The sequence below is a fragment of the Kitasatospora sp. SC0581 genome (assembly GCF_048159585.1).
In the GTDB taxonomy this organism is placed as follows: Bacteria; Actinomycetota; Actinomycetes; order Streptomycetales; family Streptomycetaceae; genus Kitasatospora.
On record NZ_JBLRWA010000003.1, the window covers coordinates 305,991 to 320,263 of the forward strand.

15 protein-coding genes are annotated in these 14,273 nt (G+C 73.8%); 10 read left to right on the plus strand and 5 right to left on the minus strand.

Annotated features, from left to right (window positions below; all coding sequences use genetic code 11):
* The first annotated feature begins 4 nt into the window (after positions 1-4).
* Positions 5-721, plus strand: a complete 717-nt coding sequence (locus ACLWS4_RS07640; protein WP_387967165.1) for an MOSC domain-containing protein — start codon at positions 5-7, stop codon at positions 719-721.
* A gap of 104 nt (positions 722-825) precedes the next feature.
* On the opposite strand, the gene ACLWS4_RS07645 is transcribed toward ACLWS4_RS07640, so the two are convergent.
* Positions 826-1,632 carry a TetR/AcrR family transcriptional regulator gene (locus tag ACLWS4_RS07645; RefSeq protein WP_049651539.1) on the minus strand — a complete coding sequence of 269 codons (807 nt, stop codon included), beginning with the start codon at positions 1,630-1,632 and terminating at the stop codon, positions 826-828.
* A 101-nt stretch (positions 1,633-1,733) separates the two neighbouring features.
* Between ACLWS4_RS07645 and ACLWS4_RS07650 the strand changes: the two genes are divergently transcribed.
* The 4 genes from ACLWS4_RS07650 (at position 1,734) to ACLWS4_RS07665 (ending at position 5,444) form a co-directional block, all read left to right on the plus strand.
* Complete coding sequence (locus ACLWS4_RS07650; RefSeq protein WP_416873626.1) at positions 1,734-2,957, plus strand: FAD-dependent oxidoreductase; 1,224 nt, start codon at positions 1,734-1,736, stop codon at positions 2,955-2,957.
* A gap of 79 nt (positions 2,958-3,036) precedes the next feature.
* The gene (locus ACLWS4_RS07655; RefSeq protein ID WP_375876946.1) at positions 3,037-3,792 is read left to right on the plus strand and encodes an alpha/beta fold hydrolase; all 756 of its coding nucleotides are present in this window, start codon (positions 3,037-3,039) and stop codon (positions 3,790-3,792) included.
* A 38-nt stretch (positions 3,793-3,830) separates the two neighbouring features.
* On the plus strand, positions 3,831-4,469 hold the full coding sequence (locus ACLWS4_RS07660) for a hypothetical protein (RefSeq protein ID WP_416873627.1): 639 nt from the start codon (positions 3,831-3,833) through the stop codon (positions 4,467-4,469).
* A gap of 180 nt (positions 4,470-4,649) precedes the next feature.
* Positions 4,650-5,444, plus strand: coding sequence for a nucleoside-diphosphate sugar epimerase (locus tag ACLWS4_RS07665; protein ID WP_387822771.1), 795 nt, complete (start codon positions 4,650-4,652; stop codon positions 5,442-5,444).
* A 75-nt stretch (positions 5,445-5,519) separates the two neighbouring features.
* Here ACLWS4_RS07665 and mqnP read toward each other — a convergent pair whose 3' ends face one another.
* Together mqnP and ACLWS4_RS07675 are read right to left on the minus strand one after the other, a co-directional pair.
* A complete protein-coding gene (gene mqnP, locus ACLWS4_RS07670; RefSeq protein WP_369808292.1) occupies positions 5,520-6,416 on the minus strand; it encodes a menaquinone biosynthesis prenyltransferase MqnP in 897 nt (298 codons plus the stop codon).
* Positions 6,413-7,870 carry a menaquinone biosynthesis decarboxylase gene (locus ACLWS4_RS07675; protein ID WP_049651533.1) on the minus strand — a complete coding sequence of 486 codons (1,458 nt, stop codon included), beginning with the start codon at positions 7,868-7,870 and terminating at the stop codon, positions 6,413-6,415. Before ACLWS4_RS07675 ends, mqnP begins: the two co-directional genes overlap by 4 nt.
* A 92-nt stretch (positions 7,871-7,962) precedes the next feature.
* Here ACLWS4_RS07675 and ACLWS4_RS07680 point away from each other — a divergent pair, with 92 nt between their 5' ends.
* The 4 genes from ACLWS4_RS07680 (at position 7,963) to ACLWS4_RS07695 (ending at position 11,619) form a co-directional block, all read left to right on the plus strand.
* Positions 7,963-8,385, plus strand: coding sequence for a PLD nuclease N-terminal domain-containing protein (locus ACLWS4_RS07680; RefSeq protein WP_049651532.1), 423 nt, complete (start codon positions 7,963-7,965; stop codon positions 8,383-8,385).
* Between the two features lie 452 nt (positions 8,386-8,837).
* Positions 8,838-10,439, plus strand: a complete 1,602-nt coding sequence (locus tag ACLWS4_RS07685; RefSeq protein WP_049651531.1) for an acyl-CoA carboxylase subunit beta — start codon at positions 8,838-8,840, stop codon at positions 10,437-10,439.
* 95 nt (positions 10,440-10,534) lie between these two features.
* Positions 10,535-10,744, plus strand: coding sequence for an acyl-CoA carboxylase epsilon subunit (locus ACLWS4_RS07690; RefSeq protein WP_049651530.1), 210 nt, complete (start codon positions 10,535-10,537; stop codon positions 10,742-10,744).
* 263 nt (positions 10,745-11,007) lie between these two features.
* Positions 11,008-11,619 carry a ScbR family autoregulator-binding transcription factor gene (locus tag ACLWS4_RS07695; protein WP_049661418.1) on the plus strand — a complete coding sequence of 204 codons (612 nt, stop codon included), beginning with the start codon at positions 11,008-11,010 and terminating at the stop codon, positions 11,617-11,619.
* A 32-nt stretch (positions 11,620-11,651) separates the two neighbouring features.
* Here ACLWS4_RS07695 and ACLWS4_RS07700 read toward each other — a convergent pair whose 3' ends face one another.
* Entirely contained in the window at positions 11,652-12,290 is a 639-nt protein-coding gene (locus ACLWS4_RS07700; protein WP_074004008.1) for a ScbR family autoregulator-binding transcription factor, read from the minus strand.
* A 348-nt stretch (positions 12,291-12,638) separates the two neighbouring features.
* Between ACLWS4_RS07700 and ACLWS4_RS07705 the strand changes: the two genes are divergently transcribed.
* Complete coding sequence (locus tag ACLWS4_RS07705) at positions 12,639-13,850, plus strand: ScbA/BarX family gamma-butyrolactone biosynthesis protein (protein ID WP_416873628.1); 1,212 nt, start codon at positions 12,639-12,641, stop codon at positions 13,848-13,850.
* 16 nt (positions 13,851-13,866) lie between these two features.
* On the opposite strand, the gene ACLWS4_RS07710 is transcribed toward ACLWS4_RS07705, so the two are convergent.
* Positions 13,867-14,253 (minus strand): hypothetical protein, encoded by a 387-nt coding sequence (locus tag ACLWS4_RS07710; protein WP_143204614.1) that lies wholly within the window; start codon positions 14,251-14,253, stop codon positions 13,867-13,869.
* Positions 14,254-14,273: the final 20 nt, after the last annotated feature.

The window sequence follows — 14,273 nt, forward strand, 5'->3', positions numbered from 1 at the left end:
GGCCATGGCTGAGATCATCGGAGTGATCGAGCGACTCTGGCGCTACCCCGTGAAGTCCACCGGCGGCGAGCGGCTCGACTCCGTCGAGGTGGACGAGCGCGGCCTGGCCGGCGACCGCCTCTACGCCGTCCGCGACGCCGCGGGGAAGCTCGGCTCGGGCAAGAACACCCGCCGCTTCCGCCGGATGGACGGCCTGCTCCGCCTCTCCGCCCGGCTCGGCCACCGGATCGACGGCCCCGAACTGTTCGATCCGCTCGGCCGCCCGGTCGACCGGCCGAACTCCTTCCTGCGCGCCTACCTCCAGCGCGAGGACGTCGAACTCGCCCGCGAGGACGCCGTCTCGCACTTCGACCGGCTGCCGGTCAGCGTGCTCAGCACCGCCACCCTGGACTGGGTCCGCGAGGCCGTCCCCTTCACCGTGGTCGACGAGCGGCGGTTCCGCCCCAACATCGTGCTGCGCACCCCGCCCGGCACCCCGCCGTTCGTCGAGGACGCCTGGCTCGGCCGCCAGGCCTCCGGCGAGGCCCCCGGCAGTGCCAAGCTCTCCTTCGTCGCCTCCAGCGAGCGCTGCGCGATGACCGGCGCCCCGCAGCCCGGACTGCCGCACGCCCCCGAGATCCTCAAGGCCGTCGTGCACGCCCACGACGGCCGGCTCGACGCCCTCGCCGAGGTCGCCGCCCCGGGCCGCCTGCGGGTCGGCGACCGGCTGCTCCTCGGCTGACCACGGCCCCCGCGGCCGTCACCGCCCTTGCCCGAAGGGCGACTTGACCCTCGCGAACCGGCAGCCGAGGACGAGGCGCCGCGGGGTGCCGGTCACGGGCCCCCTCAGGGGGTGTCGCCGACGCTCCCGGACTCCGCCGCGGGGAGGGCGACCGCGCGCAGGTAGGCCTGGGCGAAGAGTTCCACGGTCTCGTCCGTCGACGGCAGCCCGTCCCCCAGGGCGGGTTCCAGCACCGGCCGCATCAGCGCGTGGTTGAGCAGCGGGCCGATCATCAGCTGGGTCAGCACCGGGGTGGGCAGTGGTCTCAGCCGGCCGGCCCGCACGTGCGGGCGCAGCAGCCGGTCCAGGCCGGCGAGCGCCTGCGGCAGGGTGGCGGCCATCACCCGGGCGGCGGGGCCGTCCGGGCGGCCGAGCAGGTCGGCGAAGACCGCCGGGACGATCCGCGGCTCGTGCACGAAGGCCGCGGCGAAGGTGGCGTGGAGCGCCCGGACGGTCTCCTCCAGGGTCTCCGGCGGGTCGGCGGCGAGGGCCTCCAGGTCGGGCAGCGCGGAGTGCCGCTCGAACACGGCGGCGAGCAGGCCGTCCCGCCCCTCGAAGACGGTGTGCAGGCTGGGCAGCGAGCAGTCGGCCCGGTCGGCCACGGCGTCCAGGGTGACCCCGGCCAGGCCGCGCTCGGCCACCAGCAGCGCCGCCGCCGCGATCGCGCGCTCGCGCACCGGCGGCCGTCCGCCCGGGTCGACGCCCGCCTCCCGGACGGCCTCGTCCAGCACCGCCCGGGAGCCGCCGAGCCTGCGCAGCAGCGTGCTGCGGGAGATGCCGGCCGTCGCGGCGATCGCCGTGAGCGGGACGTCCGCGACGTCCTGGCCCCGTTCCTTCGCCGCCGTGAGGGCGGCCGTCACCAGCTCCTTCATGTGAAGCATCGTACTACTTGACACCTGGGACGGTTCCAGAGATTCTGTATATGCAGGTTCCACACGGACAGTGATCGATCGAGCACTGAAAGGGGAGAGCCATGAGCGTCGTGATCTCCGGGGGCGGGCCGGCCGGAATGATGCTGGGCCTGATGCTGGCGCGCGCCGGTGTCGAGGTGACCGTGCTGGAGAAGCACGGGGACTTCCTGCGCGACTTCCGCGGCGACACCGTCCACGCCTCCACCGTGCGGCTGATGGACGAGCTCGGCCTCGGCCGGAAGTTCGCCGCGCTGCCGCAGAGCCGCCTCGGCAACCTGGTGGTGCAGCCGCCCGGCTCCGCCCCCGTCGCGCTGAGCGCCTACGAGCGGCTGCGGCCCCCGTACAACTACATCGCCATGATCCCGCAGTGGGACCTCCTGAACTTCCTGGTCGCGGAGGCCCGGCAGGAGCCCGCCTTCACCCTGCGGATGAACACCGAGGCGACCGGACTGCTCCGGGACGGCGGCCGGGTCACCGGAGTCCGGTACCGCACCCGGGACGGCGAGGAGGGTGAGCTGCGCGCCGACCTCACCGTCGCCGCCGACGGCCGGCACTCCACCCTGCGCCGGGCGGCCGGCCTGGCCGCCCAGGAGTTCCCGGTGCCCTTCGACACCTGGTGGTTCCGGCTGCCCCGGCACCCCCACGAGCAGGCCCAGCCGCCCAGCCTCGTCCCCGGGTTCGGGGCCGGCGACATGGTGCTGAGCTTCGCCCGGACCGACTACTTCCAGATCGCCTACTTCCGCGCCAAGGGCGCCGACCCGCAGCTGCGCGCCGAGGGGATCGAGCGGTTCCGCGAGCGGATCGCCCGGCTGCTGCCCCAGTACGCGGACCGGGTCGACCAGTTGGCGAGCCTCGACGACCTGCACCTGCTCGACGTCCGGCTCAACCGGCTGGACCGCTGGTACACCGACGGGCTGCTGCTGATCGGAGACGCCGCCCACGCGATGTCCCCGGCCGGCGGGGTGGGCATCAACCTCGCCATCCAGGACGCCGTCGCGGCCGCCACCCTGCTCGCCGAACCGCTGCGCCGCGGCCGTCCGACCGTGGCGGCCCTGGCCCGGGTCCAGCACCGCCGGCTGCGGCCGACGGTGATCATGCAGCGGATGCAGCGGGTCCTGCACAGCGTGCTGTTCGAGCCGGTCCTCACCGGCGAGCGGGCCGGCCCGCCCGCCCGGCTGGTGGCCCTCGCCCGGCACGTCCCCGGCTTCCCGGTACTGCTCTCCCGCCTGATCGCCTTCGGCCCGCTCCCCGAGCACGCACCGGCCTTCGCCCGGCGCGACGCCTGAGCCCCGGCGGGCGGCATCCGCCCCGGATCCCCGCGAACCGTCCGTTCGGACGGGCGGATCGCGGGGAACGACCGTTGGCATGACGATCCCTCACCGCCTGATCGGCACCGGCGACCACCACGTCCTGGTCCTGCACGACTGGTTCGGCACCAGCGCGGGCTGGGGCCCGTTCCTCGACTACCTCGACGGCAAGGCCTTCGGCTACGCCTTCCTCGACTACCGCGGCTACGGGCTGCGCAAGGGCGTCACCGGCGCGTACACGCTCGCCGAGATCGCCTCCGACGCGCTCGCCCTGGCCGACCAGCTCGGCTGGGACCGCTTCTCGCTGGTCGGCCACTCCATGGGCGGCAAGGCGGCCCAGCAGGTGCTCGCCGAGGCGCCGCTGCGGGTGCGCAAGCTGGTCGGCCTGGCCCCGGTGCCGGCCGGGGAGTACCCGATGGACGCGGCGGGCGAGGCCCTGTTCTACGGCGCGGCCGAGGACCGGGAGAAGCGCTTCGCGATCCTCGACCTGGTCACCGGGCAGCGGGCCGGCCGGGTCTGGCTCGACCGCATGGTCGACCAGTCCCTGCGGCAGTCCACCCCCGAGGCCTTCGGCCGCTACGTCCACGACTGGACGACGGCCGACCTGCGGCGCCGGATCGACGGCAACCCGGTGCCGGTCAAGGTGATCGTCGGCGAGCACGACCTCGCCCTCACCGCCGAGGTGATGCGCGGCACCTTCCTCGCCCACTACCCCAACGCCGAGCTGGAGGAACTCGCCGGCAGCGGGCACTACCCGATGTACGAGGCCCCGGTGGCCCTGGCGACGGCGCTGGAGGGCTTCCTGCACAACTGAGGCCGGCCCGGCCGGGGCCTCCGTATGATCCGACGATCATGACTGATCACGAGCTCTGGCACCGACTGGACCGCATCCGCCACGAACGCGGGCTCCTCACCCCCGGCGAGCTGGTGCTGCTCGCCGACCGGGGCGTGGCCGTCCTCGACCCGTTCTCCGTACTGGTCGCGCGGCAGGTGACGCTGTCGGCGGAGACCGTCCTGTACCCGGGCGCGACCGTCGAGTGCGACGCGGACAGCGACTGCGCGATCGGCCCGGGCACCGTCCTGTACGGCGGCGCCCGGATCGTCGCGACCGGCGGCGGGCGGATCACCGTCGGACGCCGCGCGCGGATCGGCGAGGGCGGCGCCGTGGTCAGGGCCGGGGCGGGCGAGGCCATCGAGCTCGGGGACGAGGTCAGGATCGCCAACGGCGCCGAGCTGACGGGCCGTTGCCGCCTCGGCACCGGCGCCCAGGTCCTCGGCCCGATCTCCGCCCGCGCGGTCGAGCTCGCCGCCGGCCGCCCGTACACCCACCCCGACCCGGACGGTCGCGGCGGCGTCCTCAAGGGCCACGGCCGGGCCCGGGGCACCCGGGTCGGCGTCGGCGAGGTCGTCAACGGCAACGGCGACTTCGCCGCCGCCCCGGTCGAACGCCAGCGGACCTACCACCCGGACGCCCCCCACCTGGGCGACTGACCCCGCAGCACCTCCGGACCCGCACCCCGCACCGCGGGGCCGAGGAGGGCGGCGGCCGCCCAGAGCGCGAAGCATCAGGGGGCGTGCGGGAGTTGGCGCGCGCCGCGGGGTAGACGCTGGCGCATGGACCCGAGACCCGTGCGCATTGGGCGTCTCATCCTTCTCGCTTACGTTCGATGCATGACAGATGAGCGAGTTGACGACACGTCGCCGGTGCTGGTGATCGGCGTCTCCGGAGCGGTCGGGCGGCACGTCGGGCTGCAGCTCGCGGCGGCCGGCGTGCGGGTGCGGACACTGCCCCGGCGGGAGCTGCGCGACCCGGCGTCGCTGGAGGCCGCGGTGCAGGGCGCCGGCGCGGTGCTGCTGGGGTGGCCGTTCCCGACGGCGGACGGGGCCACGGAGGCCGTCGGCGTGCTGGCCCGGGAGGTCGGGCGGGTGGTGTTCCTGTCCTCGGCCGTCCCCGGCCGGCCGGAGGGCGGGATCGAGGCGCTGCTCGCCGGCAGCGGGGTGCGGCACACGGTGCTGCGGGCGCACGGCTTCGCCGCCGCGCTGCAGTGGGCGGAGGAGATCAGGGCCGGGGGCACGGTGCGGGGCTACGGCGGCGCGGCCGGGCTGAACCCGGTGGACGAGCGGGACGTCGCGGCGGTGGCCGTCCGGGCCCTGGTGGAGGACGGCCACGACGGCGCCCGGTACGTCCTCACCGGCCCGGAGTCGCCGACCCAGGCGGAGCAGGTGGAGATCATCGGCGCGGCCGCAGGCCGCCCGGCCAGCTGGCAGGAGGTCCCCCGCGAGACCGCCCGCCACCGGTTGTCCGCCGCCGGCCGCCCGTCGGCCGCCGTCGACGGCGCCCTGGACCTCGTCCACGCCCGCCTCACCGCCCCCGAGCCGGCCACCAGCACCGTCCAGGACGTCACCGGCCACCCGGCCCGCAGCTTCCACGCCTGGGCGAGGGACCACGCGGCCCTGTTCCGCTGAGCCGGTCCACGAGCGGCGGGCGGGCCCGGACGAGGCGGGAGGAGCGCCCCGTGAGCCCGCCGGCGGACGCGCGGATCAGATCCCGAGCCCCCGGACGACCAGGTCCACCAGCGCGAAGAAGAACAGCGAGATCCCCACGAAGCTGTTGGTCTGGAAGAACGCCCGGTTGAGCTTCGACAGGTCGTTCGGCCGCACGATGGTGTGCTCGTACACGAAGGCCCCCGCGACGACCACGAGGCCGATCCAGAACGCCGCTCCGGCGTCCGTCAGGAGCGCGAACCAGCCCAGCAGGAGCGTCGTCAGGACGTGGCACACCCGCGCGCCCCGGATGGCCGCCGGCACGCCGTACCGCGCGGGCACCGAACGGACCCCGTGCTCGCGGTCGGACTCGACGTCCTGGCAGGCGTAGACGAGGTCGAAGCCGCCGATCCAGATGCCGACGGCCACGCCCAGCACGACCGCCTCCCACGACCAGCTGCCCGTGACCGCGAGCCAGGCGCCGACCGGCCCCATCGCCTGGGCGATGCCCAGGATCGCCTGCGGGAAGTTCGTGAACCGCTTGCCGTACGGGTAGACCACCATCGGCACCACGGCGACCGGCGCGAGCGCCAGGCAGAGCGGGTTGAGCATCGCGGCCGCGCCGAGGAAGACCACCAGCGCGACGGCCGAGCCGACGTACGCGGTCTTCAAGGACACCGCTCCGGTGACCAGTTCACGCGTGGCCGTGCGCGGGTTGCGGGCGTCGATCTCCCGGTCGATGATCCGGTTCGCCGCCATGGCGAAGGTGCGCAGCCCCACCATGCACACGGTGACGACGAACAGCTCGCCCCAGTGCACCCGCTTGTCCGCGAGGAACATGGCCGTCAGCGCGGCGATGTACGCGAACGGGAGCGCGAAGACCGAGTGCTCGATCATCACCAGGCGGAGGAACGCCCTGGTGCGCCCCGGTGTCTCGACAGCGGCCGTGCTCACAGTCCGTATTCCTTCCAGCGACGCGACACCAGTTCGGCGGTGGCCGGGTCGGAGGACACCATCTCCGGCCAGCCGCCGTCCCGGGTGTACCCCTCCTCCGGCAGCTTGCGGGTCGCGTCGATGCCCGCCTTGCCGCCCCAGAACTGCTGGTACGAGGCGTGGTCCAGGTGGTCCACCGGGCCTTCGACCACGGTCAGGTCCCGGCTGTAGTCGACGTTGCCGAAGGCCCGCCAGGCGACCTCCTGGTAGTCGTGCACGTCGCAGTCGGCGTCCACCACGATGATCAGCTTGGTCAGCGACATCATGTGCGCGCCCCAGATCGCGTGCATCGTCTTCTGGGCGTGCTTGGGGTACTTCTTGTCGATCGAGACGATCACGCAGTTGTGGAAGCCGCCGGCCTCGGGCAGGTCGTAGTCGACGATGTCCGGGATGATGATCTTCAGCAGCGGCAGGAAGAACCGCTCGGTGAACTTGCCCAGCGGGCCGTCCTCCGTCGGCGGGCGGCCGACCACGATGGACTGGAGGATCGGGCGGCGGCGCATCGTCACGCAGTCGATCTTCAGCGCCGGGAACGGCTCCTGCGGGGTGTAGAAGCCCGTGTGGTCGCCGAACGGGCCCTCGGGCAGCATCTCGCCGGGCTCCAGCCAGCCCTCCAGGACCACCTCGGCGTCGGCCGGGACCTGGAGCGGCACCGTCTTGCAGTCGACCATCCGGACCCGCTCCCCGGCGACGAAGCCGGCGAAGAGGTACTCGTCGATGTCCCCGGGCAGCGGCGCGGTGGCCGCGTAGGTGACGGCCGGGGGGCAGCCGAAGGCGATCGCGACCGGGAGGCGCTCACCGCGCTTGGCCGCCACCGCGGCGTGGTTGCGGCTGTCCTTGTGGATCTGCCAGTGCATGCCGATGGTGCGGCGGTCGTGCCGCTGGAGCCGGTAGAGGCCCAGGTTGCGGATGCCGCTGTCCGGGTCCTTGGTGTGGGTCAGGCCCAGGTTGAAGAAGGAGCCGCCGTCCTGCGGCCAGGTGAAGAGCGCGGGCAGGTCGTCCAGGTCGACGTCGTCGCCGGTGAGCACGACCTCCTGCACCGGGGCGTCACCCGGCTTCACGTGCCGGGGCGGGACGTGCGCCATCGAGGCGAGCTTGCCGAAGGCGTCCCGGAAGCCGGTGAAGCCCTGCGGCAGCTCGGGCTTGAGCAGGCCGGCGATCTTCTCGGAGATGTCGTCCGGGCCCTTGAGGCCGAGCGCCTTGGCCAGCCGCCGCTCGGTGCCGAAGACGTTCATCGCCAGGGGCATCGACGAGCCCTTGACGTTCTCGAAGAGCAGCGCCGGGCCCTTGGCCTTCTGCACCCGGTCGACGATCTCGCCGATCTCCAGGTGCGGGTCCACCTCCGCCTTGATGCGCTTGAGGTCGCCCTCACGGTCGAGGGCCCGGAGAAACGAGCGGAGATCGTCGTATGCCATGCCTGTCAGTATCCGCCACCCGATAGCCTGGCCGGGTCAAGGGCCCCTGGAAGGCGCCCGCCACCATCGCCGCCCGGGGGGAGATCCCAGCCGTGCCGAGGATTCTTCTGACCATCATCCTTCCGCTCGCGCTCTGGGTCTGGGCGTTCGTGGACTGCCTGACCACGCCCGAGGACGAGGTGAAGCACCTGCCCAAGGTGGTCTGGGTGCTGATCGTGCTGCTCTTCCCGCCGCTGGGCCCGATCGCCTGGCTGATCGCCGGCAAGCAGCGCGGCTTCCTGCGGGCCGCGCCCGCCGGGGCCCACCCGGGGTACCCGGCCGACGACCGGGCGGGCCGTCCCGCCGCGCGCGGCGGGCGCCCGCTGGCGCCGGACGACGACCCCGAGTTCCTCGCCTCGTTGAAGAAGGACGACAAAGACCACGAGTCCATGCTCAAGCAGTGGGAGGCCGATCTGCGCCGTCGCGAGCGGGAGCTGCGCGACCGCGACGAGCCCGAGGACGGCAGGAAGAGCTGATCGGAGCGGGTCCGCCCGCTCGCCCGGACAGCCCACCCCCACCGTGCGGGGTGGGCTGCGGCATTTTTGGTGCTTCCCTACGACTGCGCAACCCCTAACCCGAATGGCGACCCCCTGCCCGCCGGGCTTGAGCGGACCTTGAGCGGTGCCCAAGAGGACCGGCCTACAGTACTGGGAGACGGCCCTGACCTGCGCTTTCCTTCATGCTCAGATCATCGGACCATCATCTGTCCGACAACCCCCGGTATCCGAATGAACACCGAGCGCTCAGTCAACGATCCGACCGCTTCTGTCCAGGCCTGACAGCTAAACGAACTCGACCTTGTACGGAATCGACGCCGAAACCAGCGCACGGCCCCTCGTACAGTCATAAGTGAAGAAAGTGATTCGCAGCCGGGGGCACAGCAGACGTTGGCTGTCGGACAGTTCCCTCACCCTTGGAGTGGTTCGAGATGACGGTTGTGCATGAGGCGCCGGTCGACGGCGAGGTCCCCGAGGTCCCGGCCGACGCCCGCGGGCGGGTCGCCGAGCTGCACGAGCTGCGCGAGAAGGTCCGCCGCGGCCCCAGCGACAAGGCCACCGAGGCCCAGCACGCCAAGGGCAAGCTGACCGCGCGCGAGCGCATCGAGCTGCTGCTGGACGAGGGCTCCTTCCAGGAGGTCGAGCCGTTTCGCCGGCACCGCGCCCAGGGCTTCGGCCTGGAGGCCAAGAAGCCGCACACCGACGGCGTGATCGTCGGCTGGGGCACCGTCCACGGGCGCACCGTCTTCACGTACGCGCACGACTTCCGGATCTTCGGCGGCGCGCTGGGCGAGGCCCACGCCCAGAAGATCCACAAGATCATGGACATGGCCATCGCGGCCGGTGCCCCGCTGGTCTCGCTGAACGACGGCGCCGGCGCCCGCATCCAGGAGGGCGTCACCGCCCTGGCCGGCTACGGCGGCATCTTCCAGCGCAACACCAAGGCGTCCGGCGTCATCCCGCAGATCTCGGTGATGCTCGGCCCGTGCGCCGGCGGCGCCGCGTACTCCCCCGCGCTGACCGACTTCGTCTTCATGGTCCGCGAGACCTCGCAGATGTTCATCACCGGCCCGGACGTGGTCCAGGCGGTCACCGGCGAGAAGATCAGCCAGAACGGCCTCGGCGGCGCCGACGTGCACGCCGGCGTCTCCGGCGTCTCGCACTTCGTCTACGACGACGAGCAGTCCTGCATCGAGGAGGTCCGCTACCTCCTGTCGCTGCTGCCGCAGAACAACCGCGAGATGCCGCCGTCCGTGGTGACCGAGGACCCGGTCCAGCGCCGCAACGACAGCCTGCTGGACCTGGTGCCCGCCGACGGCAACCGCCCGTACGACATGCGCAAGGTGATCGAGGAGATCGTCGACCACGGCGAGTACCTGGAGGTCCACGAGCGCTGGGCCACCAACGTGCTCTGCGTGCTCGCCCGGATCGACGGCCACGTCGTCGGCATCATCGCCAACCAGCCGCAGTCGCTGGCCGGCGTGCTGGACATCAACGCGAGCGAGAAGGCCGCCCGCTTCGTCCAGATGTGCGACGCCTTCAACATCCCGCTGGTCACCCTGCTCGACGTCCCCGGCTTCCTGCCCGGCGTCGACCAGGAGCACGGCGGCATCATCCGCCACGGCGCCAAGCTGCTGTACGCGTACTGCAACGCCACCGTGCCGCGCATCTCGCTGATCCTGCGCAAGGCCTACGGCGGCGCGTACATCGTGATGGACTCCCGCTCGATCGGCGCCGACCTGTCGTACGCCTGGCCGACCAACGAGATCGCCGTGATGGGCGCCGAGGGCGCGGCCAACGTCATCTTCCGGCGCGAGATCAACGCCGCCGAGGACCCGGACGCCATGCGCGCCCAGAAGATCAAGGAATACAAGAACGAGCTGATGCACCCGTACTACGCGGCCGAGCGCGGCCTCGTGGACGACGTCATCGACCCGGCCGAGACCCGCCAGGTGATCGCTTCCGCCCTGGCCATGCTCCGCACCAAGCACGCCGACCTGCCCAGCCGCAAGCACGGCAACCCGCCGATGTAGTGGCGCGCACCGCCGCGACAGCCCGCACCGCAGCAGCAGCCCGCACCGACGCGCCACCACCTCAGACCGCAGCCACCCGGGGGAGAAACCAGGACATGACCGCTTCCGCCGAACCCCTCGTCCGCATCGTCCGCGGCAGCCTCACCGACGAGGAACTCGCCGCCCTGACCGCCGTCCTCGCCGCGCGCGCCGCCGTCGCGCAGCAGGCCGCCGCCGCCGCGCCGATCGAGCCGATCGCCAACTGGCAGCGCCTGGAGCGCCGCCCGGCGTACTACTCGCCGTTCAGCTGGCAGCAGGCGGCCTGACGGCCCACGGCCCGTGCCGACGGCCGGTCACCCCGCTCGGGTGACCGGCCGTCCGGCGTTGCCCGGGCCGCCTCGGGCTTCGTCCGGGGCCGCGTCGGCGCTGGTCCGGGGCCGCGTCGGCGGTGCTCCCGCCCGGTCGGCCGGGGCCGGAGGGGCCCGCGGCGGGCTCGGTAGGATGCCTACTGGACGGTATGCGTCCGCCGCCCCGTCCGCCCCCATAGGATCGGCCGCTGCCGAGACCAGAACTTTCCAGGGAGGCTGCGATGGCCAGGCAGGCCCGCGCGCTGGCGACCCGCCAGACGGTACTCGTCGCGGCGGCCGAGGTGTTCGACGAGCGGGGCTACGCCGCCGCCACGATGTCCGAGATCCTGGACCGCGCCGGCGTCACCAAGGGCGCGCTGTACTTCCACTTCCGCTCCAAGGAGGAGCTGGCGCTCGCCGTCATCGAGGGACAGGGCGTCTTCATCTCCGGCTGGACACCGGCCTCGGACAGCCCGGTGCAGAACCTGATCGACCTCGGGTACGCCTTCGCCCGCGCGCTCCAGACCGACCCGCTGGTGCGCGGCAGCATCCGGCTGACGATCGAGCACGGCAGCTTCACCCAGCCGCAGCTCGCGGCCTACCAGGGCTGGATGGACACCGTCCGCGTCCTGCTGGAGCACGCCCGGGAGGCCGGCGACCTCCACCCGGGGGTCGACCTGACCGCGGCCGCCGGGGTGATCACCGGGGCCGTCACCGGCATCCAGCTGAGCTCCCAGGTGCTGGCCGACCGGCAGGACCTGATCCAGCGGCTGTCCGACCTCTGGACGCTGCTGCTGCCCGGCCTGGTCCAGCCGCACGCGCTCGCCCGGCTGAGCGTCGCCGAGCGCGCCTGAGCCCCGACTCCGGGAGCCCCGGGGCCGGGGCCTCAGACCCGGTAGCCCGCCCGGCGCTCCGCCGTCACCAGGGCCGGCAGCGCGGCCGTCCAGAGCCGGCTCACCGCCTCAGGACCGGGCCGGCCGGTCTCCTCGCCCGCGAGCAGCACCTGGCCGGCCGCCACCGCGGTGAGCAGTTCGGCGGCGGCCCGCCGGTCCACCCCGGGGCGCAGCTCGCCGGCCTCGGCGGCGCGGTCCAGCAGCCGGTGGACGACGGCGGTGAGGCTGCGCCAGGCGACGTCGGAGGCCACGGGCGGGCCGTCCGGCCCCTCCTGGGCGCCGTCCCGGCGCGGGCCCTGGCGGCCGAGCCGGACGCCGGCCCGCACCACCACGTCCTCGCGCAGCATCCGGGCCAGCTCGTGCGAGAAGTCGATCAGCCCCTGGAGGGCCGGGCCGTCGGCCCGCAGCGCGCGCAGCGCGGCCGAGCCGACCTCCCGCCCGGAGGCGCGGCGCACCCCGTCGGCGAGGGCCTGCTTGGACACGAAGTGGAAGTAGAGGGCCCCCTTGCTCACCCCGGCCCGGCGGCTGATGTCGACCAGGCTGGCGGCCTCGAAGCCCACCCGCGCGAAGGTCTCCGCGGCGGCGAGCAGTACGGCCCGCCGGGTCCGCCCAGCCCGCTCCTGCTTGACCACTGGCCCCCTCCGGACTCGGCCGGGCGCGATCCCCGCCCCACCCGGCTGCTGTCGGCGCGGCCCCTGCGGGGGCGGCGCTCGCATGCGGGCGGCACCCTCCGAAACCGCATGGTTGGTATCTAATCTAGCGCTTGCTTCGCCCCCGCCGTCCAGCGGGGACGGCCCCCCACCGATGGTCCGAGGCCTCCCGAACGGGCATTCCCGCAGCCCAGGGGGCAGGTAGCGTGGCCGGGCCGGAGCGTTCGGCCTGGGCACCCCAGCCGCCGAACACAAACCGGGTGGTATGTATGTTTTGCTCGGACGGCCGTGGCGGCCGCTCCGACCGACACCCTGAAGCGGGGGCCCGTCATGCCATCGATCGTAGAGCCGGACCCGCACGATCCGTACGCCCACCCCGGCCCGGGCAGCGCCGGCGGCTTCGGGTTCCACGACGGCCCCGCCACCGGCTACGACTTCCACCACGGCCCCGCCACCGGCTACGGCTTCCACCACGGCCCCGCCACCGGCTACGACTTCCACGACCGGACCGTCTCCCGGCACCTGGTGCACCGCGCCTCGGTGTCCGAGGTGTTCCTCACCGGCTGGCAGGCCACCGGCCCGTACGACTTCCTGCTCGGCGCCCAGTGGCCCCGACTGCACGGCTTCTACCGGCTGCCCGGGGACCGCTACCACGACCCGGTGCTGCTGGCCGAAACGATCCGGCAGACCGGGCTGCTGATCGGCCACGCCGGGTTCGGGGTGCCGCGCGGCCACCACTTCATGATGGAGGACCTCTCCTACGCGCTCGACGGGACCGGCCTGGCGGGCCTCGCCGTCACCGCCGGCCCCGCCTCACTGATGCTGGCCGTCGGCTGCGAGGACGTCCGGATGCGGCACGGCGAGCTCGCCTCGCTCCGGGTCTGCGTCGACGTCACCCGGGACGGCCGGCCGATCGGCCGCGGCAGCGGACGGCTGCGGGTGGTGTCCCCCGCCTCGTACGCCCGGCTGCGCGGCCCCGCGCGGCGCACCCTCCCGCCGCGCCCGCCGGCGCCCGCCGCGCCCGAGCTGGTCGGCCGCGCACAGCCGGCGGACGTGGTGCTCAGCCCGACCCTGGCGCCGGACACCTGGCTGCTGCGCGCCGACGCCACCCACCCGGTGCTGTTCGACCACGAGCTGGACCACGTGCCCGGGATGCTGGTGCTGGAGGCCGCCCGGCAGGCCGCCCAGCGGCTGCGCCACCCCGAGCCGGTGGTCCCGGTCGAGCTGGTGACCTCCTTCGACCACTACATCGAGCTGGACCGGCCCTGCTTCGTCCGGGCCGCCCCCGAACCGGCGCCCGGGCCGGCCGAGGGGCCGGCCGCGGCGGACGGGCGGCTCGCGGTACGGGTCGAGCTGCTCCAGGACGGCCGGACGGCGGCCGAGTGCCTGCTGCTCACCGTGCCGGTGGACGGACCGGCCGAGGGCCCGAGGGTGCCGGTCCGGCGGGACGCCTACGACGGCCGCCCCGCCGCCCCGGGCCCCGCCGTACCCGGCCCTCCCCTGCCGGGCCTCGGGGGCGCCCGGCTGCCGCTGGCGAGTTAGGGACACCCCGGGCCCGTCAGGCGGCCACCAGGGCGGCCGGCCGGCCCGCGTGCATCACGCTGAGGTTGGTCGCCAGCCGGACCGGGTCCTGGGACAGCCAGAGCCGCAGCGCCGCGCCCAGGGCCGCGCTGGCCGACTCGACCCGGACGTCGGTGATCTGCGCGATCCGGGCCGCGCCCGGCACCAGCAGATCGGCCAGCGGGGTCGGCAGCCACACCGTCAGGGCGCACGGCGCGGGCACGGCCAGCGCCCCCAGCAACCGGTAGGCGTCCCCCGGCGCGCTGAGCGTCGGGATGATGTCCAGCAGCGCGTCGGACACCACCTCCGACACGTCGCTCCGGTGTCCCTGGGCGAGCCTGCGGAGCAGCGTGCGCTCGGCGGCGGTGATTCGGACGGTCAGCATGACCTCGTCGCACTCCATTG